Source organism: Sphingobacterium sp. UME9 (genome assembly GCF_014170215.1).
GTDB lineage: Bacteria > Bacteroidota > Bacteroidia > Sphingobacteriales > Sphingobacteriaceae > Sphingobacterium > Sphingobacterium paramultivorum.
Genome location: NZ_LZZP01000013.1, coordinates 1015593 through 1038050, shown reverse-complemented (window position 1 = coordinate 1038050; position 22458 = coordinate 1015593). Strand labels below are relative to the sequence as shown.

The following is a 22458-nucleotide window of genomic DNA, read 5'->3' as shown; positions in this document are numbered from 1 at the left end:
TTAAAAAGTCATATTAAATCCAACCATAAATACCCTTTGCTGTGGATATACTACTGCTGCTCTCGCTTCGATCTCGGGATCAATCTGGTAGTCTTTGACATTGTCAAAAGAAATCAAGTTTGAGGCATTGATATAGAACCGTATTTTTTCGGCCTTTATCTTTTGAATCCATGCTTTTGGCAGATTGTATCCAACCTCCAGGTTGCGGACACGCAGGTAACGTACATTGGTCAACCAAAAATCACTATTTCGACTATTGGGACCCGAGTTGCCGTTACGAATCGCAGGGTAGCGTCCCGGAATCCATTCGCTGTTTGGATCATAAGGGTCTTTGCGATGCCATCTATCTTCAAGTAGATAAGCTGGAGAATTACCCCCACCATGGAAAGCATTACGTAATTCATAATCCTGAAACCAGGATTGCACCGCACCACCGGCCAGATCAATATTTAAGTTGATGCCTTTCCAGTCAAGTCCTATCCGACCACCGAAGCTCATCATCGGTGCCCAACCCGTCGGATAACCGATCGGACGCTGATCCATATCATTGATAACCCCATCGCCGTTTACATCTTTATAAATCAGATCACCAGGAAGTTGCGTCCTATTGTTCTGACCATCATTATTGATCGGATGGTTGCGGATCTCTTCTTCCGACTGAAATCGTCCAACTACTTGGTATCCCCACCATACTCCGCCCCAGCGGTCTTCAATCGAGTTACGGTATTCATTCCACGAATTACTGAAACGAGGCTTATAGGTTTCTAGGTCACGATAACGTGAAAAAGTCATATTCCCACTGACAACATAGTTAAGCTCACCGACCTTATCGGTATAGGTAATGATACCTTCGGCTCCATAATAGCCGTTCTTACCGAGGTTTTCATTGGGAAGATCATAACCGATTTCGGCTGGTAATAGGACATCGTAACGTTTGCCAGGATATCCAGTACGGATAATTTTAAAGATATCGGCCGTCAATGTCAGCTTATTTTTCAGCAGTGTCGCATCGATACCCATGTTATAATTGGTGTTTTTAACCCAGGAGAGGTTGCGAACTGGTAAACCTCTAGGCTGTACCCCGGGCACATAGGCTCCGTCTAAGACAGCACTTCCAGCCGCCCAATTATACCCGGCAAGGTAATCGTGCATTCCCACGCCCTCTTCAAGTCCTGTTTGTCCGATCGAACCACGGATTTTAAGGTCACTCACCACAGATTTTAAGGATTTAAAGAACCCTTCATCCGAAATACGCCAACCTACCGATGCTCCTGGAAACAATCCCCAGCGTTTACCTTCATAATATTTAAAGGAACCATCATAACGGCCCAGTACCTCCAGAAGATACTTGCCCTTGTAGTTGTAGTTGATACGGCCAATATATCCAGCCCGAGCCTCGTAAGCCCATTCATCGGCCAAACTATTGAGCTCCGACAGTCTTAACAACGGAATATAATTGTTTGAAGGATTTGCGCCCAATGCCTTATACGTCCGGTCCCAATCTGAACGCTCATAGCCTAACATTCCCGCGAAAGTATGATCGCCGATCTGCTTGTTATAATCGATCTGGAACTGTGCAAAGCGGGAAACAATCTCCCTCGTGGTATCGTAACGCCAGCCAGCATCACTTCCACCAGTACGCTTATAGGCATTATTTTCGTACCGATATACATCATAGGTATATTGGAAGCCTTCAAATTTATTGTTGGTATAGTTGTAAGAAACAGTTCCTTTTGCCGACAAACCAAAATTTGTCTTATAGGCCGCAAAGAGATTCACATTTCCAGCAAGGTATTTATTGTCTTTATAGCCGGCAATATCGCGACTAAAGAGAGCCGGGTTATAGGGAAAATCATTGGTATGATTGATATATTCCGGATTGTCATTTGCGTAGGGACCTACAGTCGGCCTATTTTTCATAATAGCCAAAATAGACGAGAAGTATCCATCCCCACCTGGTAAGCCAACATCCTGTGTGCCCTCATGTCTTCCTGAAATCTGCGTCCCGACAGTAAGTCCTTTGAGTACCTCAGCTTCCATATTGGCCTGGAAATTGGTTCGCTTATAATTGAAATCCTTGATCATTGCATCCTGATTGAGGTGGCCCAATGACAGGAAGTAATTGGATTTTTCATTTCCACCGGTAACATTGGCATTGATGTATCGCTGTGGAATATTCTTACGGATCACCATGTCATAATAATCATAGCCTTGGTAGCCGGGCTCTGTCCCTGCCTGCCATTTCGCCAACTCCTCGGGCGTATATACCGTCTTCGGGTCGCGGTTTTCATTCTGTGCGGCCTCAACCAATCCACGTGTGTATTGTTTAGCGTTTGCCATGGTCGGAAAACGTGTCAAATTTTGCCAGCCTTGGTAGCCATTAATATTGATTTTTGCACTTTCTCCTTTTGCGCCTTTTTTGGTGGTAATCAATACAACACCTCTGGAAGCACGGAATCCATATACTGCTGCGGCGGCATCTTTCAAAATAGAGATACTCTCAATATCTTCTAGATTCAGTGAATTAAAGATATCTGCGCCGGAGCCATTCTGTGTACCAACCCAATCAGTACCTTCCTGACCTCCATAAGCAACACCATCAATTACATATAAAGGCGAGCCCATATTCCGGATTTCGATCGCTGCACCACGACCGGGACGCGCGTCTTTGGCACGCACTGAGATCCCCTGCACCTTTCCTGCCAAAGCCCCAGCAGTCGTCGTCGATGACGACCGTACAATATCCTCTGATTTAATATTGCTTACCGCCCCTGTAATATTACGTTTGGACTGTTTACCATAACCAACAACGACGACATCCTCCAATACATTTTCATCTGCCTCGAGCTGGATTTTTAAATTTGTTGTTCCATCCAATGGAACTCGACGAGTCTTATACCCAACAAATGACACGACGAGCGTTCCTTTGTTAGCATTCAGCTCAAATTTCCCCGATTTGTCTGTTGAGGTTCCCTTCCCCCCTTCCAGGAGGAGTACACTCGCACCAACGATAGGCTCGTTTGCTTTGTTGAAAACTTGTCCCGTAACCTTCTCCTGCGCATACAGCAATGTTGGCATCACGCTCAACATGGTGTAAAAAGAAGCAATCTTTAAGTTTTTCATAAATTTCAATACGAATTAAACAGTAAATAATACAATCTAGCCGGACAAGACAATATGATGGTAAACTACGGTCTACTTTGGTTATTTCTTTTGCATCGTTGCCACCCCTACCTAGATTTATAATTGGATTAATACCTCAAACTTAGCCGATTTTGCAGCATTCTATCGTACACAAATCCGTCAAAAAACATATATTTTTTAGTCAAAAACAGTTTTTTAAATATATTTAAGGCATATTTTATGTTTTTTTTCAAACTGATCTACGAAAAAACTATGCCCCTAGCTATGTTTAAATAGTAGGGGCATACTTATCTGATGTGGATTGTTTTAATACACTACGCGAGCTTTATTGTCGGATCGTTGATATTCGGAAGGTAGCTGGCCAAACTCCTCTTTAAAACATTGCCGAAAATAAATCGCACTATTGATTCCGACCATAAATGACACTTCAGTCACGTTATACTTCCCGGTCCGAAGTAGATCTGCCGCCTTATGGATACGTATCTTACGTACGAGCTGATTGATATTTTTCCCTGTGATGCCTTTCAATTTCCGATAAAGGGTAGACTGACTCATATTCATGCGATCAGCGAGGGTAGCAGCATCCAATACCTCATCCTGCATATGCTGTTCGACGATCTGCATAAAATCCTGAACAAATTCATTTTCACGCCAGAGTTCCTCCGTAGGCTTTTGTTCTAGTTCTATATTGGTAGTTGAAAAAGATGATTTTGTATTTAAACTTTCCAAAATCAGTTCATTGATCTGTTTCTGTCGGCTCAATAGATTGTCAATACGTTTGAAAAGTAAAGCTGCTGTAACTGGTTTGATCAGGTAGGAGTCTATCCCCAGATCATAGCCCCGTTGTCGGTCTGCATCGGTGTTTTTTGCTGTCAATAGCAACAGTGGGATATGACTTGTGCTACGTTCCTGTTTCAATTGCTGTACAAGCTGAAAACCATCCATATCGGGCATCATAATATCACTGATCACCAAATCGGGCACTCTAGCCATCGCCATTTGATAGCCTACAGTTCCATTTTCGGCGAGCACTACATCATACTGTCTTTGCAAGGTACTTCCCAGATATTCACGAAGTTCCAGATCATCCTCAACCAATAGCACTAGCGGACGTTGCGAAGAAACAGGCAGCTCGCCATTCTCAACAGGTAATCGATCGGTTTTCAATTTTACTGTAAAGGTGGTACCAAGACCAAATGTACTATTCACATCAATCTTTCCATGATGGATCGCCACAAGTTCTTTCACCAAGGCCAGACCAATACCCGTACCCTGAGTACCTGTACCCGCAACCTGATAATACTTTTCAAAAATCCTACCGATATCTTCTTTGTCAATACCTACTCCTGTATCTTCTACGGACAACACCGCCCAATGGTCCAAATCCGATTCTTCGTAATGCAAGCTTAGTTTAATATAACCTGACTCGGTATATTTATAGGCATTCGACAATAAATTATCGACGATCAATTGTACGATTTCAGCATCAAATAGCGTACGTGAATCCCTCACAGGGAGTTCAGACAACACCCGAAGACCAGGTTTGTGATTCAATGTTTTATATTTATGGGCAAGATCTGCGAGCATTTCTCCCAAAGACCCAGCTTCGGGTACAAAGGGTTTAAACTGCGATTCTACCTTCCTAAATTCCAACAACTGGTTGACCAATGTGAAGAGTCTATTAGCGCTTTTCTGTACCGTCTGAACCAGTTCGCGATGTTTTTCAGTAAGCTGCTGCTCTTGGGACAGGTCGTCAAGGGGGCCTAGAATCAACGTCAAAGGTGTCCGTAGCTCGTGCGTTATATGCGTATAGAAATTTAGGCGCTCTGCATGTAACTGTTCGTCCTGCACATGTTGCCGCTCTTTCAGTTTTAGTTCGGATTCGGCTTTCATTTTTTTGAAATAGAAAGAAATGATAATATATCCAATTAGCAGCACAAGGAGCAGATACACGATCTTGGCGGATAAACTGAGATAAAAAGGTGGCGCAATGTTGATCAATAGATGCTGGTAGTCCTGCGACCATTGCCCATTTTTCATCCGGGTACGAATCAGCAACTCATGTTCACCGTAGGGTATATTACGAAAATCGAGGTTGGTCTCGTTTCCCAGAAAAATCCAGTCATTATTAAGCCCTTGCAATTTATAGCCAAACTCGACCAAACCGTCTAGAGCAAAGTCCATAACAGCAAGTTCGATACGAAAGCTATTTTCATCATAATTGAGTTCAATCGCCTTTGTCGGCGAGGGATATTTATCGACCTGCGTACCGGACTCTCCGGATCGAAAAACAATAAATCGGCTAATACTTAGGGGCGAGGTTGGTAAATTGGACGGGATTGTGGCTGGGTTGAAATAACACATTCCTTCCTGCATCCCAAAATACAGTCGACCTTCACTGTCTTTTCCTACACTTGCATTGATAAAACCTCCCAAAGGCAAACCGAAAGACTGGTCATATTGTAGAAAACGTCTTTCTTTCGGGACATAGCGTAACATCCCCGATTTGGTCGAACACCAAATATTTCCGGTCTGATCTTCTGCGAGTCCATTGACAAAAAGCCATGCATTCCCTCCCGGAGGCATCAATAGAGACAGATCACCAATCTTCTTACCCGCTTCCTGTACAGCCAGTCCTTGATTTGTAGCCACCCAGATATTGTTATTTCTATCCCGCAACAAATGATTAATCGTGTTATTTTGCAAGCCATTACCCTTGTCCATTTTTCGAAGCAGTTTATGCTGAGGATCGTAAACATAGAGTCCTTGCCCATAAGTTCCGACCCACATGTTGTGTTGGCCATCTTCCATCAACGTTCGGGGCGCATAATCGCCAAGCATTGGTTTGTTGATCAAAAGCTTCTGGACATGCCCCTTTCCTTCATCGTATATAAATACCCCTTGATGTGCTGCAAACCAGATCTGTCCCAAATGGTCCTCATAAATCGCGCGTACCTCCGTCACAGGCTCACCTAAATCAATGGTTTTCCAAACGGACGATCCAGCATATTGAACGGCAATTCCACCTTTACGTAATCCGAGCCAAACATGTTGATGCTGATCCTTAAAAGCTGTTAGCAGGAAATCGTCTGCCCCACCATTCTTTTTGGTAATCTGTCTCAATAAACGCCCTTCCGCATTCATTTCGACTAGACCTGAACCTTCAGTCGCCAAACGTATTGTCCGATTTTCACCCACCAATACATTGCTCACTGTTGCCAGTCGATCCGGCAGCATATTGTCTGATGGAAAGACACTAAAGAAGGGGGCAATATGACTCACAACTCCCAAGCCACCACCATATAACGCTAGCCAAACGTTTCCAAACCGATCGGGAGTAATATGCTGAACCATCGTATTATTGCCTTTCCCCAGATCAAAACGCTCTACATGCTGTACGGCTTCAATACGCTTATCATAACCATAGCTCGGCTGCAATAAAAAGAGTTGCGACGATTCGGCCCCTATCCACAACGTATGGCCAATTTCCTTAATCGCATATACAAAAGGTTCATTTCCATTTTTTGCCAATCCTGCCAAAGAAATCTGCTGTAGTTTACCGGAAGCTGGATGATACACAGCCAGCCCCTTTCGGGTCCCTATCCACATATTGCCGGCTTGATCACAAAACAAAACTTTAATTTCATTATCTGGTAATTGTCCGGAGGTATTGTGATTAGTTAGTCTTTTCAAAGAATGGCTAATGGGATCCATTATTGTTAAACCTTCGTTAACATGCCCGATGTAAAGCATTCTTTTTTGATCTTCGGCCAGAGACCAAATGCTATTTTCGGGAAGACCCGGAAAATTCTTTTTATTGAAATGACTAAATTCTCCCGTTACCGGATCAAAATGCTGCACCCCTTGATGGTAGGTCGCTAACCACAATTTCCCATCCTTGCCTTCAATCATATCCGTAATATCATTCGTGGCTATGGATTTTGGATTAGCTGCATCATGTGTATAATAACTGAATCTATTTGTGCCTAGGTCAAGCACATTCAGCCCATTGGACCTTGTTCCGATATACACTTTCCTGTCTGCATACAGCAACGTATTAATTTCATTGCTATTGATCGATTGACCGTCCTGCTTATCGGCGGCATAATACGATTTAAAAGACTTACCCGCATAACGGTTCAGCCCTAGCTCTGTGGCTACCCACATAAATCCTTCATCGTCATGCACGATATCCAGTACCTGCTGATTGCTTAAGCCATCTTGAAGGGAAAAAAAATGGGCATTGTTGGGCTGTCCATAAACATAGGCCAACTGCCAAAGAAAAACAATAATAATGAGAAAATTTTTCATAGCTCCGCCACCACCAAATAAGTTAACAACACCAACCTGTTCTCTTGAATGGGATCCTTTGCCGACTATCATTCGCCCCAATCCATTTGCAACTTTTTGCAAAATTATTGAGCACCACAACAACTATACAATGAAAATATTCAGGATATAAACACAACATAGGCCCATTCAAATAAAGGTTATTTTCAAGTTAAAGATAAGAATAAATATATAAATGTCAAACAAACATTTATAATAGTACCAAGAGGAATATTGCGCACAATCTCACGGAATATTGATCAACTAAAATTACCTGCCAATACCTGAAATATTGGTATATTGCAACAAAATCTAATAACACTTGTGAATCACAAAAAACACGTTCATGAATAAAATCTTCTCAACCTTACTCCTATCCTGTGCCCTGTACCTGCCGACACTAAATTTTGCGCAACAAAAAAATGCACTTCCTCAACTCATTCCATTTCCGCAGCAATTGGAGGCTAAGCCAGGCCTTTTTCAGCTAAAGGGTCAAGAATTGGGTTACTATATTGATCCAGCCCTATCTTCTAAATCATTATCGGGATGGATCGACCATTCCCTATTCGGGAAACTGAACAAAAAAAACGTAAAGAAAGCCAGCGCTACGTTGCAATTGATTAAAAATCAAGGGCTCTCAAATGAGGGGTATGAATTGATCATAGATCAAAAAGGTGTCCAGATCATCGCCGCATCTGAAAAGGGTGCATTTTATGGATTACAGACAATCCAGCAATTATATTTACTCTCAGGAACAACAGCTAAGCTTGCTCTTCCCTATGTAACGGTCAAAGACGAGCCAGCTTTCCAATGGCGAGGTGTCGAACTCGATGTAGCCCGTCATTTTTTTCCAAAAGATTATATTTATAAATTTATCGATCTACTTGCAACCTACAAGTTCAACAAATTTCATCTGCACCTGACAGACGATCAAGGTTGGCGCATAGAAATCAAAAAATACCCCAAACTAACCGAACAAGGGGCTTGGCGGACGTATAACAATCAGGATTCTGCCTGCTTTGTGAAAGCCAAGGAAAATCCCGATTTTAATCTGCCTAAGGAATTGATCCGCACAACAAACGGAAAGGAAGAATATGGCGGTTTTTATACACAACAGGATATCAGGGACATTGTAGCTTATGCGGGCAGCCGACAAATAGAAATCATTCCGGAAATAGATATGCCAGGGCATATGATGGTGGCTACAAAGGCCTATCCCGAACTCCTATTGGACAGTCAGTCCGCGAGCTGGGGAAAACAATTTTCTGTACCGATCAGCCCCTGGAAAGAAAGCAGTTATACTTTTGTTGAGAATGTACTAAGCGAAATCATTGAGCTATTCCCATCACACTATATTCACATTGGTGCCGACGAGGTGGAAAAAGACTCCTGGTCAAAATCAGCGGCTGCGCAGGCTTTTATGAAAGAAAAGCAAATACCTAACTTACATGATCTGCAAGGTTATTTCGTCAAAAGAGTGAACAATTTTATCCGTTCAAAAAATAAACAGAGTATCGGCTGGGATGAAATACTGGACGGCAGTTCCGATACCAGCATGATGGTCATGTACTGGCGTGGCTGGGTAAAAAACGCACCTATGGAAGCTGTTAACCGTGGTCACAGGGTCGTTATGACACCTACAAATCCGCTTTATTTTGATTACCTTCCAAATAGCAGCAGCCTAGATGCCGTGTACAATATGAGCGTGGTCCCTTCGGATGTATCCAGCCAAAAAGCACATTTGATCCAAGGTGCACAAGCCAATATCTGGACAGAAATGATCCCCTCAACCGCGCGGTTAGAGTTTATGATCCTCCCACGTTTAAGTGCTTTATCGGAACGCGTATGGACCAACAAATCCCTGTATGATAGCTATAGAAATCGAGTGATTGCACACTTTGGACTCTGGAACAAAATGGGTTTACGGTATCGTATGCCAGACCTCAACGGTTTCGCCGAAACACAGGTAATTGTCGACGGACAATCTACACTAAAAGTCTCGAATGAACTTCCCCAAAATCCAATACATTATACTACTGATGGTAGTCTTCCAACAAAGCAAAGCGCAGTGCTGAACGGCTCTCTTGTCGTTAAAAAAGAAGGCCCTATTCGTTTTGCGACAATCTCGCCTTCGGGTGCAAAAAGTGAGCTCTATCAGGTTGATTTTAAAAATGATACTTGGAAAAAGGGCATAAAAGTTGATGAAAGCACTGTGGTTCCGGGTCTTACGGCGACATTTTTCAATGGAACTTTTACCAATACTTCTGCCATTTCGGGTCCCGAAGTGCGTCAGGAAGTGATTAGCAATGTAGCGCTAAGCGATACCATCAAAATGCCTTCTTTTGGGGCAGAAATAAGAGGATACCTCTACGTCAAAGAAAAAGGAATCTATAATTTCTATTTTACTTGTGATGATGGTGGTGTCCTGCGGATACATGATCAGCTTGTCGTTGATAATGACGGACAGCATGCACCGATTATGAAAAGCGGACAGATTGCGCTAGAAGCAGGCTACCACCCAATTGCTGTAGATTTCCTTGAAGCTGGAGGAGGTTTCACTTTAAAACTTCAGTACAATGTCAATGATTCAAAAGTGATCGATATTCCCAAAGCGTCTTTTTTCCATAAAAAGGATTAGAAAAAATCGACATAAAATAGCAGTTATACCATCCCCAGTGCAGTCAATACGCACTGGGGATTTTTTTTACCCGACAAGATTCTGGTCTAACGCGAAGCTAGGGATAACATATTCGCAAAAAGCCGATATGCCCCTGCTACTCCTGCTGGCAGTTGTCTAAACAGCGACAGGCTGTTATAGATATAATAACCTTTTCCTTTTTTGTGCAGTAGCAATAACCCATCTTCCGTACGATTATCTCCATTTTGCCCACGCAGTATCGGTTCAAAATCCGAAGCCCATTTTTGAGGTAAAAAAAGTGCCCGGTCCTGCACCCAATTTTGAAAATCATACTGTCCGATTACATTAGGGTAGTTCAATATGCGATGGGAAGGGTTCAAAAATGATATATGGCTTTCCGTATCTGTAATTCTTTCCGGGGAAACCACTAAAGGATAAGCTCCAACCTCCGTCAAATGCAAATCATACGGCGTATTATACTGCCCTATAAATACACCGCCCTGCTCAACATAGTCACGAAAAAGCTGATGAAATCCCGTAATTAGCGGATGGCTATTGTATATTCGTATTCCCAAAACCACTGCATCAAAGCCTGAGAGATCCATTTCCCCAATTGACTCAAATGGAATAATCTCCAAATGACCAACAAGCTGGCGTAAGCTCCCTGCAAGTTCATCGTTCATCCCCGAAATATAAGCAACTTTCTGGGCCGTAATATTCACGGGTAAATTTAGCACCCGCAATATGCCCTTGGGAAAGTAAGTTACTTGATTAACATGTGGATAAACAATACTTCTGGATGTGAACGGATACCGCCCTGTAGCCGTCTCAATCTCAAAGCCGATCTCTTGAATATATTCTTGCTGCGCAGGCGAACTCAACTCAAAGCTAAGCTTCTCGGTTGCATTACCCGCTATATTGAGTTCAATTTCTTTCGGAAATACATCGAGCCCATCCGGTAGCGTAAGCTTAACCTTTATGGCTAAGGCTTCGGGGGTATTAGATTGCAGCTCTAAAGCAATTGAACGTTTGGTTGCATTAGAGAGCACCACGATATCCGACTCAAAAGTTGCTGTCACCGGAGGGGCAACTGCAACAGGACCAGCAGCATGTTTTACAGGTAGCTTAACCGCAATCGGTAAGCCAGCAAACTGCAGTTCCAAATGAACAGACAATTCAGTCCCAAATTGTGTCAATACAACATCAGCAGGCGACGCCGGCGCATAGTTATGTGCATCGCCCTCAGCACTAAGCCAAGTTGGAAAAGAAGGTAAAATCGTATCCAGAAGCTGACCATTTAAATGGATCGTCTTCGAAGGTGACAAAGTAAAGTCTTTTTGCTCTCCGTTACGAATAAATGGAACTTTCACCGTGGTCAGCTGTAGATTGGATTCCGATGGGATATGCGCATTCAGGACCATGTTAACCTCGGTCCCTGGTACCCACAGTTCCTCAATAGCCTGTACTTCCAAAGAAACACCAGCAAAGTCGAGCAGAAGACGCTCTACCTCAGCTCGCTTTTCATGGATAACATGACCATCGGGAACAATCCTCATCCAAAATAAAATCGTTCCAAGCTCCAAGACAAGTTCTGCTGTATCTGACTCACATTTTGCAATGAGGTCGTCCACCAAGCGATTAAATACGAGTGAATAAGAATCTTGAGCAGTATATTGTTTAAAAATAGCCTGCTGTTTCTCCGAACTGATCGGTGTACCTTTTAATAATTCAAAATATTCGGTGCTAGGCTGATGCCGAACCAGACTTCCCATGGCCTGAGAGCGATGTCTATTACGGCTTTCTGCAGCAATCTCACCATAATGAAAGTCCAAAGAGCCGTGTCTCACTGGAATATGCAGCGAAAAATACGCTGGCAAAGGCCTTACTTCTCCACCGATATCCTTAACACCACTGTCCTGATACACATTCCACAACAGCTGCCGAGCCTGCCAAGGCTCCAATTCGGATAGCTGTTCTATATAAGCTGATGGATCAGCGGCCAGATCAAAAGCCTTTGCCGCTAGAATTGCTGAGGCCTGATGATGTCCATGTGAGTCCGGGACATCCGGTGAAAAACGTGTTACAATTACAGTAGGTCGAAAATAACGGATGGTCCAAACCATATCGGCAAGTACACCATTTTCATCCCATCGTGCCAGCGTTTCATCGACAGATTTTGCAAATCCAAAATCCTTAGCACGTGTAAAGAACTGTTTTGTTCCCTCAATTGCACGAGCCGCAAGTGATTCCTGCACCCGAAGTACACCCAGATCCAGTCCCTTTTCTGTGCCTATAAAATTCTGTCCACCCTCACCACGCGTCACAGAAAGATAGGCCGTATCGACCAACTGGTGTTGAGCCAAAAAGGTCAACAATTTATTGTTCTCGTCGTCCGGATGAGCACCGATATATAAAACACGATCAGACATTTTAAGCCTACATAACGCACGCATCATCATTTGTTCTTTACGCGAAAAAGCCTGATCTAAATGTTGTTCGTGTGCCTGTTGTGCTAAATATTCCAATGCCATATCCTTCCTACTAAATATTTCTACGGCTCAAATATAGGAATATTTTTCAATAAACTACTAAATAGGTAGATTATATATTTTAATAAAGAATTAGTATTAATTATAATGGAGGATTAGGGTTAAAAACAAACATGTTGCTCGTAAAAAAACACTAATCTAATCGTGTCAATACACCTTCTTTATGGGCGTAAAATTCATAGCTGGCTCCTTTGCTAAACTGCATAACCTTTTCGATATGGATACTACTATGGTTTTTGCTGAGGGTAAAGTATTTTTGCCGGAGCTGAAGCGGCAGACCAGTCCAGTGAATAGATCGCTCGAATTCCAGACCGTGAGCTTTACTATATTCCAAGACAAGATTTGTTTCTCTCCAGTTCAAAGTAAGCTCGGTTTTATTTGGCGAATGAGCGAAGCTAATCAGCAAACTATCCTGATCGACAATCTTACGCGAACTACCAACCAGCAATACTGCTCCCGAAACCACCATAGCGCCATAACCGATTTTTTTAAAGAGCTGATCACTGACATAGGGCAATATAAATTTGACTGTCACTGAAGAGACTATTGTTGCTATGGCAATAGCCAAGCCCAGTCCCAAGGCTGCCTTAGAATACAAACCTAAAATAATATAAATAATAAGCTTTACGAGATGTAAAAACACTTCATTTGCGGCACGGGTGGCTATAATCTCTTCTTTGGAAAGGCCCATTCTCAGATAGAACCGGTTGAACAGCAGCCCAATCGCACCTGTAATTCCCGAAATAAAGCCGGAAAGAAAACCAATAATTGCCAAAAAAGATTTCGAATACTTATTTTCCGATGGCAAATCCGCATTTTTTGATCCAAATAATTGGGGGATATTTCCAATAAGGAAAAACGCGACAATCAACTGCAAATAAGAGGGTTCGATATATTTAATCAGATATCCCCCCAATAGTACAGCTGGAATGGAAAACGGTACAAACCATAAAAAGATTTTCCAGTTGATATGCCGTTTAAAAACGACTATTCTTGAGACTGAACTTGTAAATGTACCGATAGTCAACGAGAAAGGAATGACCGATGAAGGTAACATAAAATTCAAGAGAGGTATAAGGATAAGACTTGCCCCTCCTCCACAGATAGCGCTGATCCAAAAAGCGACTATCGTGCTTAAAAATAGGATAACTAAATTTGCAATCATATTTCAAAAACTAAAAAGCTACTTAACTGTAACACCTGACAAAGATGCCTCCCCTTTCTGTAGAAATTTAGAATTGATAGCCGCTGGTATTTATTTTTGATGTACATCATGCGTACACTGCCTGCTCAATCTTGTTTTGTATAAAAATTAAATGCTTTCGTATAATATCGATTTCCCGGTGTCACCAGGAACATAAATTTGTAAGGATACCTCAGGTGATTGGGGAATCAAATGATTTTGAACGCAAATAAATTAGTAGCGATGAAAGTTAGGCAAGTGATGATTTTTAAAAGTTCAGTGAAGACCAAAGACAAGAAAAATTTTTTGATGCAATTGGTCAAAACTCATCTTCCACAAGTACAAGATGCCACGGTTGATCTTGATGATGAGGATGCTATTTTCCGGTTCGAAACAGAAGAGTGTTGTGTCGACTATCTGACAAATTTCCTACGTAGTTATGGTATCCAAGTCGATTTTCTGGATCGCTTTGTGGTTGCCTAGGATAACTATTCGATCAAAGTAGCCCTCCTGTATATTGTTTAAAGAAAGATTCTCGATAAATCTCACCAATCGGGATTTCAAACTTATCGATGTAAACAGTATGGTTATCAAAAGAATCAATAAACGATAAATTAATCAGATAGGATTTGCTGGTACGCGCAAACAGGCTCACCGGAAGTTTCTGGTGAATTGTCTTCAAATTCATTGCAGTAATCAGTTTATTATTCCGGGTATAGATAACCACATAATCTTTGAGTGCTTCTATAAAGCGAATATCAGTAAATGCAATTTTATAGTATTTCCTATCCGATTTAATAAAAAGTGCATCCTCACTGGCCTTCTCAACCGTACTTTGGTTTTCTTTTAACGCTAGTAATTTTTTATAGGCCATTGCTTTATCGATCGCTTTGGCTAAGCGGTCTTTATTAATCGGTTTCAGCAGATAATCTATTGCATCCAATTCGTAACTTTTCAGTGCATATTGCGCATAGGCAGTCGTCAGGATAACCAGCTTGTCATTTGGAAGAGACTGTGCAAAATCGAGTCCATTGACCGTCGGCATCTCGATATCCAAAAAAAGCAAGTCCACCGGGTTTGTCTTAATACATTCCAATGCCGATATCGCATTGGAAAATGTACCGACTATCTGAATAGACGAAATTTCTTCGATTAAATTTTTCATTTCCTCCCTAGCCAGGGGTTCATCGTCTACAATAATGCAATTCATAAGGGAATAGTAAGTTTAACGCTATATAATGTCTCAGTTGTTGACACCGAAAGTTCATAATCATTTCTATACAGCAGATCCAGTCGTCTTTTGGCATTAGCCAATCCCAGTCCGCTATATTTGCTTCGGACGAATGAGTTGTCGGGATCTTTCGAATTTTCACATTCAAAACAAAGCTGCTGATCCGTCTCAGAAAAATGGATTGTGATGAAAGTATCAGCATCACCGGCGCTGAGACTATGTTTAATCGCGTTTTCAACAAAGGCCGTAAATAGATGCGGCGGTAGAAATACACCCTTTTTTTCCAATTCTATTGGGCAAGATATACATGTTTTTAGGTTATCGCGGCGTATTTCCTCCAATTTCAGGAAATTGCTTATAAAATTGATTTCGGACTTCAGAAGTGTCTTATCATCGTTATTTTCATACAGCTGATATCTTAGAAAATCTGATATCTTCATGATGACCTCGGTAGCCATAGTCGGATCTTTTCGAATTAAAGCTTTAACGTTGTTCAGCATGTTGAATAAAAAATGTGGCTGAATCTGATTTTTTAAGGAAACAAGCTCTGTGGTCAAAGCCAGGTTTTTCAGTTCAGAAATACGCTTATTGTCTTCCAACCAACGTTTAAAAAGCTTAAATGTCGTGGTGGTTAGAATAATCGGAATACAGATAAATAATGCGGCGATTAGCCCCATAGAGTCCGACTCCGGTTTTTTTATAGCGGGAATATGAATGGAATAGATGTAATTTGCAATGTACATGACTACCAGCAAACTGGCCGTTACCAGCAGTATCAATGCTAAGACATATAACTCATATTTGGCCTTAAAGAAAAACTTTGGGATCAGTACATACATATTGGCGTAAAACATGCAGACGAATACAAACCATAGGATAATAGAAAAATAAAACCGGTAACTCCCTTGAAAATGAGAACTCGAATTTGCATTTGCAAAGAGCAACAGTAAACCGATCAGAAAAACCACGTGTCGCAGTGGCCTGAATTTATTTTCTGTAAAATACCTTAAAACAATGCTATTATTGAAGTCTTGCATGCATTAGAATGATTTTAACCTAAATAACAAAAATAAAGCTTTTCTTGGCAAGAATCCGATCTCTTATACGAAGACCTGTTTTTTTTATACCAAAACTGGGAGATGATTTTTAACGTTCCTTTTCACTGTTCCCCTAAATTGGACTTTTGTATAAAAACAAGACCTGTTGGTCTAAAAAAAAAATACCACCTACAAATTTCGGCTATCCTTACAATGATTTTAATCATACATTTATGCAAAAAATACTTTTAGTGTCAGTACTATTGTTTCGTATATCCACTTCAATCGCACAGACTAAAGATAGCGTACAGCAAAAAGCGAGGGCTGTTGTTACTGACAAATTTCCCATAACACGGGTCCTCAATTTGACCTATGAATCCAATACAGGATACAGTTATTCATCAAAACTCCAAGGTCAGGATTTACCTAAAACAAAAGTAGAATCGATGTACCAAGCCGGAGGTAGTATCAACATTAATTTTTTAAAGAGCAGAACCTGGAACTTGGGTACCAATATTGGCTATCAGTTCACTTCTGTCAACTCCAATCGTCTAGACCCCATCGCACAATCCACCATACAGTCAACCCATCAATATCATTATCATTACGAATCACTTTATCTTACCCGTTATTCACGTTTATGGGGCAAAGTAGCATTTTATACCGCAACGGTTGCTGCCAATGGAAGTGAAAAAGCAATAGAACGCATTAATGGGATATTATCTGCTACTGTGGTACTAAAAGCTACGCGGGAGATTCAAATGGCGGTGGGCCTCATCGGCTTTATAGATCCGGCAGCAATTATTCCGGTTTTCCCAACCTTTGCCTACAAGCAACAATTTGCCAATGGGATGATACTTGATGTCATCTTACCTAAAGGAGCCTACCTTCGAAAAGAGGTCTTACGGAATGGCCGCGTTTCAATAGGTTCCGATTTAAATAGTACGATCTTCTACCTCTATAACTTTCAGGGCGCTGAAAAAGTATATACCTTCAGTCAGATGGAGATCAATTCGGGTCTGACTTATGAACATAACCTAGGCCGATCTTTTATTGCTACCCTTAAATCAGGACTAAAAACCATACCTCGTGCACGCGTATTTGAAAAAAACAAAACCCAGCGCGATTATGTATGGGAAGCAAGTCCCGATCCTTCGTTTTATATTAATGCAGGGCTTTCCTTCAATCCCTTTGCTAAGAAAAGGAAATAATATCTTTTTTTCGGGTTATCCACCCCATATAAATCGATGATTGAAAGAATCGAACAGGAGGTTCAAATCCGGCTTCCTCACAGAGCTCGGCTAATCGTTCTTCCGAGACATGCAACAATTCATGCTCGATTCTTCGCAATCTTTGAGCGACCTGTATTTCATCTATCCCCTTGGGCAGAAGAAGCCTCAACAACTGCAAGTTTTGTTGAATCTGCTCCTTATTGCCCGTAATATCTAATAATAACAAGGGTGCTTGCGACATCATTCTCTTAGAAATATCTTGGAGCAGAACTAATTTTTCGCCATTGTCTTCTAAAAAGTGTAATACAAGCAAAAGCGTCGCAGCACCATATTGTTTCTCTTCGTCCAAATCACTTACCACACCTTCGACAAGATGAACATTCTCGTCCGCTTCAAATTTTTCCAGGGCCTGACTAATCATCTCAGGCGACGGATCTACCCCGGTTATTGTCCAAGATTCTGCTGTGTCAACAAAACGTTCTATTTCATTTCCTGTGCCACATCCTACCACCAATAAATCCTTATTTTCAGTTTCTCGGAGGAGCTTTGGCAGCTGATCTAAAAAATAATGGTAATTAGGAATCCAGCTCTCAACAAATTGGTCATAGCCACTTGCGCGCTCATTTTCAAACAGTTCTACTTTATTCATCTAGCTAACAATAATCGTTCAATATAAAATCAGTATGCAGTTAAAAGGTATACCTTTTCTGCATTCCAAATATACATCCAAAGTCATCTATTTAAAACTATTCTAAATAGCTAATGATTATTCTTACAATCTCGTTACTTATATTTCACCGAATAGATCGGTCAATGAGTTTCTATATTCAGGTTATATCAATACTATTTTTTTGAGAGTGTATCAATTACTTTTTTCAGATCGATCCCTTTCCCCAATACAGGTTTAAAGATATCACCCAGCTCATGTATTCTTTCAATCGCATTAAACAAGGTGAAATCACTAATTTTCAACCCTTTTTTAACTTCATCCCAATGTAATGGCATGGACACTGTCGCTCCAGGCTTGGGACGTACTGAATATGCTGCAGCAATGGTAGCATGTGGTCTATTTTGAAGAAAATCAAGATACATTTTACCTTTCCGAGCACGAACAGTTCGCTCTAAGCTGGTATAGTTGGGTAGCTCCGCATGAATCAGGGTGACAATAATATGCGCAAACTCCTTGGACTGATCGTAATTATATTTATTTCCTAATGGTATATATATGTGAAGTCCCGTGGAACCACTTGTTTTACAATACGAAGGTACCCCCATATCATCTAAAAGTTGTTTGGTGAGCTGGGCGGTTTCAATAACCTGATCAAATGTATTTTTATCCGGATCCAGATCAATGATACAAAAGGTCGGATTATCCGGTTTTCTGACGGTACTACTCCAGGGATTCATTTCGATACAGCCAAGATTAGCCATATATAACAATGTAGCCTCGTCTTTTCCGACCAGATAATGCCGATCACGGCCATCGGCCTCACTTTGGTAAAGATAGGTTTCTGCCCATTCCGGTGCTGTATCGGTAACATCCTTGAAATAGAACCCTTCTTCTTTGATACCATTTGGGTATCGATTCATGCTTTGTGGTCGATCTTTAAGGTATGGTAAAATAAAAGGTGCAGCCTGCTCATAGTAATTAATTAAATCGCGCTTGGTGATTTTTTCGTCAGGCCAAAATAGTTTATCGAGGTTGGTAAATTTTAACTCATGTCCATTTACCTTCTGAACCTGGGTTTTGTCTTTGGGGTTTAGCATTGTTTTATAGTTTTTCTTATCCGAACTGCCTTCCTTACTATTCTTTCGCATCCCATCTCCCTCTTTTGATTGTTTGCCGATAATCTCATTAACGGCCTGCTCTTCTTCTAGAATCACTTTTTTGGCATTTTTATCGTTACGCATGCCGACAAATGAGGGATGTCGCATAACGCCGTCACCGGTCATTTCTGTAACGCTCACTTCGCAAACCAGGTTGGGATGTAGCCAGGTGACAGCAGCATGAGGAGGGCGGGGTCTAAATCGTGAGGATTTGTTGATATCGGGTTCGTCATCAAACGGGCTATTTTTTGTGACCAAGGGTTTGAACTGCGCCATCAGCTCTTGTTGTAATTTTGCACTGAATCCTGTTCCGACCTTTCCGGTATAAATAAGCTTTTTACCTTCATATAGGCCTACCAATAGGCTACTAAACAGTTTGCTGGAGCCTTCGTTCTTTGTAAAACCGCCAATAACAACCTCCTGACGCTTATTAGCCTTGATTTTCAACCAGTCAGCTGAACGCTCATGTATATGGTAAACGCTTTCCTTGCGTTTGGCCAAAATACCCTCAAGACCGAGTTTTTGGGCTTCATTCAAAAATCCAACGCCCGATGTATCGAAATGTTCACTCAATAAAATCAAATCGTTTTGCGGCATTACCTCCTTTAAAATCGCTTTTCTTTCCAATAGCGAAAGACCTTTTAGATCTTTTCCATCGTACCAAAGGATATCAAATACATAATATACCAAATCGCCATCCGCCTCACTTCTCCAGTTTTGTAGGGCCGCAAAATTGGCCGTTCCATTTTTTTCCAATACAACGATCTCACCATCGAGTATGGCATTGATCGCGATGCTTTTCAGGGTATCATATACTGGATAAAACTTTTCATTGAAGCTTTTGTCATTTCTGGATTTTAGTTCTATTTTGCCATTTTTCATAAAGGCCAAAGCACGATAACCGTCCCATTTCACCTCGTATACCCAGTTTTGATCATCAAAAGGCTTGTCGATCAGCGTCGCCAGCATGGGCTGCACCGTATTATAAAAGACCTGCTTCGGTAATTTCTTTAGCAAGTCGGTGATATTATACGCTTGTTTCTGCGTCTCAGCCTTTTTCTTTTTAGGCACTTCTTCCAACTGGTTGCTGATTATTTCAGCAGCATTCCTACTTTTTTTGCTTTTATTTTTTGATATGCTATTCTTTTTAACAACAGGCTGTCCATAGACTTTATCGGGCGATTTTTCCATTTCCGCTATCGTCTTTCCCGACAATACGGATTTATCCTTTGCTATGACATCCTTGCGTGTTGCATATTGATCTTCCAACTTCATCAGTAGCCATTCATTCCCCCCTCTTCCATATGCTTTTACCAAAGCAAATTCTCCCTTCAATTTTTCTCCAAACAATCTGAATTTGAGCTTTCCGCTATAAAGCTGATGTCGAAGATTCTTATCCATTTTTACAATATCATTTGTCTCAGGAGCTAAAGCTTCATAGCTCCCTTCATCCCACACGATCACTGTGCCACCCCCATACTGTCCTTTTGGTATGATACCTTCAAAATTCCGGTAATCGTAAGGATGATCTTCAACCATCATGGCCAAGCGTTTGATAGATGGGTCCATAGATGGCCCCTTGGGAACCGCCCAACTTTTGAGCACCCCGTTCATTTCCAGCCGAAAATCATAATGCAGATGCGAAGCATCATGCTTCTGCACGACGAAACGCAACTCCTTTCCGCTTGATCTTCCTCCAAAGGGTTCCGGTGTTTTTCCTGCGGAACGCTTTTCGCGATATTTTGACAAACCCATACGCCTGTTTTTAATCGTAGCTAACTTTCTATCTTAACACAACCATAACACAAAAAAAGTTTGTTTTTTTAGATGTTCGGATTGATAAAGGTTCAGTATAGTTTTCCGGGTAAGATCTGACAAATCAGCATAAAAAAGGCCAGGAAATCAACCCCTGACCTTCGAAAAATACAATATCTAACCTACATTACTTACTTTTTTAACCGATGCAGATCGCAAATAGTTTTAAATATTTTTAGGAAATTCGTCTTTCCACCAGGTAAAACGCCAGTCATAGCCTTCTTCTTCGGTCAACAGGCATTCTTCCAGCTCTGCCAGATATTTTTCTTTATCCAGATCCTGACCTATAAATACCAATTCATTTTTTCGATCTTCCCACTCCGGATGCCAACGTTTAAGAAGTTCAGCTCTGATTTCGGCATAACTGGGATACTGATAACGCTGCTCTTCGGGCATGCTACTCCACCATGAGCCTGCACTTTCCAACCTTACGCTACCGCCTGCCTGACTAAAGCTAATGGCCAAATGCGGGCGGGAGGCCAACCACAGTAGACCTTTGGCTCGTATGATATTGTGCGGGTAGCGCTCGTTGAGGTAGCGGTGCAGTCGTTGTGGATGGAAGGGCCGTTGCGATCGAAAAACAAAAGATGAAATACCGTACTCTGCTGTTTCGGGTGTATGTTCATTTTCAAGTTCCCTGATCCACCCTGCCGAAGATGAAGCTTCATCAAAATTAAAAGAGCCCGTACCCATAATTTCCCGGGGATCAACGCGTCCAAATTGTGTACGGATACGCTTTGCACCTGGATTGAGCCGCCCAATTGCAGCCTCCAAGGTACCCAAAGTTTCCTCAGATACCAGATCGGCCTTATTCAGGAGGATAACATTCGCAAACTCGATCTGATCAGTCAACAGATTTACGATCGCCCTATTATCATAATCGTCGTCCGTCAATTTCCGATCTAATAAGGTGTCGGCGCTTCCAAAATCTTTGGCAAAGTTGAAACAGTCCACAACTGTTACCATGGTGTCAATATAACTGAATGTAGACAGGTCAATCGCATTATCATTACCAACATAACTGAATGTTTGGGCAACAGGGATAGGCTCCGAAATACCAGTGCTTTCGATAAGAAGATAATCAAAACGGTTTTCTTTCGCTAGTCGCTCCACCTCCACCATCAAATCCTCTCTTAATGTACAACAAATACATCCGTTGCTCATCTCTACTAATTTTTCTTCCGTTCGTGAAAGTACATTTTCGCGCTCAACAGCCTGTGCATCGACGTTCACTTCGCTCATATCATTGACAATGACGGCCACTTTCTTACCCTCCTTATTGTGTAAAATATGATTCAATAGTGTTGTTTTTCCTGCGCCTAAAAATCCACTTAAAACGGTGACAGGCAATTTAGTTTTTTGGGAAATGCTGCTCATAGTAATTTCGTTTTCACAAATGTAAAAACAATAACAATTAAATGCAACATTGTTGCTTTATTATTGTGCGCACTAAACCAAAAGTCTTCCAAATGC

At 41.5% G+C, this 22458-nt stretch carries 12 protein-coding genes; 3 read left to right on the top strand and 9 right to left on the bottom strand.

The annotated features are described in order from the left end of the window. A complete protein-coding gene (locus A9970_RS23405) occupies positions 1-3123 on the bottom strand; it encodes a TonB-dependent receptor (protein WP_182983941.1) in 3123 nt (1040 codons plus the stop codon). Between the two features lie 327 nt (positions 3124-3450). Continuing rightward, the gene (locus A9970_RS23400) at positions 3451-7557 is read right to left on the bottom strand and encodes a two-component regulator propeller domain-containing protein (protein ID WP_182983940.1); all 4107 of its coding nucleotides are present in this window, start codon (positions 7555-7557) and stop codon (positions 3451-3453) included. Between the two features lie 262 nt (positions 7558-7819). Between A9970_RS23400 and A9970_RS23395 the strand changes: the two genes are divergently transcribed. Further along, positions 7820-10111: a family 20 glycosylhydrolase gene (locus tag A9970_RS23395; protein WP_182983939.1), complete on the top strand. Its 2292-nt coding sequence runs from the start codon at positions 7820-7822 to the stop codon at positions 10109-10111. 86 nt (positions 10112-10197) lie between these two features. Here A9970_RS23395 and A9970_RS23390 read toward each other — a convergent pair whose 3' ends face one another. Together A9970_RS23390 and A9970_RS23385 are read right to left on the bottom strand one after the other, a co-directional pair. After that, a complete protein-coding gene (locus tag A9970_RS23390) occupies positions 10198-12642 on the bottom strand; it encodes a PIG-L family deacetylase (protein ID WP_182983938.1) in 2445 nt (814 codons plus the stop codon). Between the two features lie 151 nt (positions 12643-12793). Next, positions 12794-13825, bottom strand: coding sequence for a sulfite exporter TauE/SafE family protein (locus A9970_RS23385; protein WP_075993526.1), 1032 nt, complete (start codon positions 13823-13825; stop codon positions 12794-12796). 261 nt (positions 13826-14086) lie between these two features. Here A9970_RS23385 and A9970_RS23380 point away from each other — a divergent pair, with 261 nt between their 5' ends. Continuing rightward, the gene (locus A9970_RS23380) at positions 14087-14326 is read left to right on the top strand and encodes a hypothetical protein (RefSeq protein WP_182983937.1); all 240 of its coding nucleotides are present in this window, start codon (positions 14087-14089) and stop codon (positions 14324-14326) included. A 13-nt stretch (positions 14327-14339) separates the two neighbouring features. Here A9970_RS23380 and A9970_RS23375 read toward each other — a convergent pair whose 3' ends face one another. Both A9970_RS23375 and A9970_RS23370 read right to left on the bottom strand, forming a co-directional pair. Further along, positions 14340-15053 carry a LytTR family DNA-binding domain-containing protein gene (locus A9970_RS23375; protein ID WP_088162316.1) on the bottom strand — a complete coding sequence of 238 codons (714 nt, stop codon included), beginning with the start codon at positions 15051-15053 and terminating at the stop codon, positions 14340-14342. Further along, a complete protein-coding gene (locus A9970_RS23370; RefSeq protein ID WP_182983936.1) occupies positions 15050-16111 on the bottom strand; it encodes a sensor histidine kinase in 1062 nt (353 codons plus the stop codon). The genes A9970_RS23375 and A9970_RS23370 overlap by 4 nt, the downstream gene beginning before the upstream one ends. A gap of 233 nt (positions 16112-16344) precedes the next feature. On the opposite strand from A9970_RS23370, the gene A9970_RS23365 reads away from it, so the two are divergent. Next, positions 16345-17322 (top strand): hypothetical protein, encoded by a 978-nt coding sequence (locus tag A9970_RS23365; protein ID WP_182983935.1) that lies wholly within the window; start codon positions 16345-16347, stop codon positions 17320-17322. On the opposite strand, the gene A9970_RS23360 is transcribed toward A9970_RS23365, so the two are convergent. From A9970_RS23360 to A9970_RS23350, 3 genes are all read right to left on the bottom strand, one after another. Next, positions 17306-17992 (bottom strand): class I SAM-dependent methyltransferase, encoded by a 687-nt coding sequence (locus tag A9970_RS23360; protein ID WP_120332463.1) that lies wholly within the window; start codon positions 17990-17992, stop codon positions 17306-17308. The genes A9970_RS23365 and A9970_RS23360 overlap by 17 nt on opposite strands. A 194-nt stretch (positions 17993-18186) precedes the next feature. Then, positions 18187-20925: a DNA ligase D gene (gene ligD, locus A9970_RS23355; protein WP_182983934.1), complete on the bottom strand. Its 2739-nt coding sequence runs from the start codon at positions 20923-20925 to the stop codon at positions 18187-18189. A gap of 225 nt (positions 20926-21150) precedes the next feature. Beyond that, complete coding sequence (locus tag A9970_RS23350) at positions 21151-22362, bottom strand: GTP-binding protein (RefSeq protein WP_182983933.1); 1212 nt, start codon at positions 22360-22362, stop codon at positions 21151-21153. Between the last annotated feature and the right edge of the window lie 96 nt (positions 22363-22458).

What these genes read in the sequence shown, in the direction of transcription:
- A9970_RS23370 (WP_182983936.1), bottom strand. Translation starts at nt 16,111, where the DNA reads ATGCAAGACTTCAATAATAGCATTGTTTTAAGGTATTTTACAGAAAAT.
- A9970_RS23395 (WP_182983939.1), top strand. Translation starts at nt 7,820, where the DNA reads ATGAATAAAATCTTCTCAACCTTACTCCTATCCTGTGCCCTGTACCTG.
- ligD (WP_182983934.1), bottom strand. Translation starts at nt 20,925, where the DNA reads ATGGGTTTGTCAAAATATCGCGAAAAGCGTTCCGCAGGAAAAACACCG.
- A9970_RS23350 (WP_182983933.1), bottom strand. Translation starts at nt 22,362, where the DNA reads ATGAGCAGCATTTCCCAAAAAACTAAATTGCCTGTCACCGTTTTAAGT.
- A9970_RS23405 (WP_182983941.1), bottom strand. Translation starts at nt 3,123, where the DNA reads ATGAAAAACTTAAAGATTGCTTCTTTTTACACCATGTTGAGCGTGATG.
- A9970_RS23390 (WP_182983938.1), bottom strand. Translation starts at nt 12,642, where the DNA reads ATGGCATTGGAATATTTAGCACAACAGGCACACGAACAACATTTAGAT.
- A9970_RS23365 (WP_182983935.1), top strand. Translation starts at nt 16,345, where the DNA reads ATGCAAAAAATACTTTTAGTGTCAGTACTATTGTTTCGTATATCCACT.
- A9970_RS23360 (WP_120332463.1), bottom strand. Translation starts at nt 17,992, where the DNA reads ATGAATAAAGTAGAACTGTTTGAAAATGAGCGCGCAAGTGGCTATGAC.
- A9970_RS23380 (WP_182983937.1), top strand. Translation starts at nt 14,087, where the DNA reads ATGAAAGTTAGGCAAGTGATGATTTTTAAAAGTTCAGTGAAGACCAAA.
- A9970_RS23375 (WP_088162316.1), bottom strand. Translation starts at nt 15,053, where the DNA reads ATGAATTGCATTATTGTAGACGATGAACCCCTGGCTAGGGAGGAAATG.
- A9970_RS23385 (WP_075993526.1), bottom strand. Translation starts at nt 13,825, where the DNA reads ATGATTGCAAATTTAGTTATCCTATTTTTAAGCACGATAGTCGCTTTT.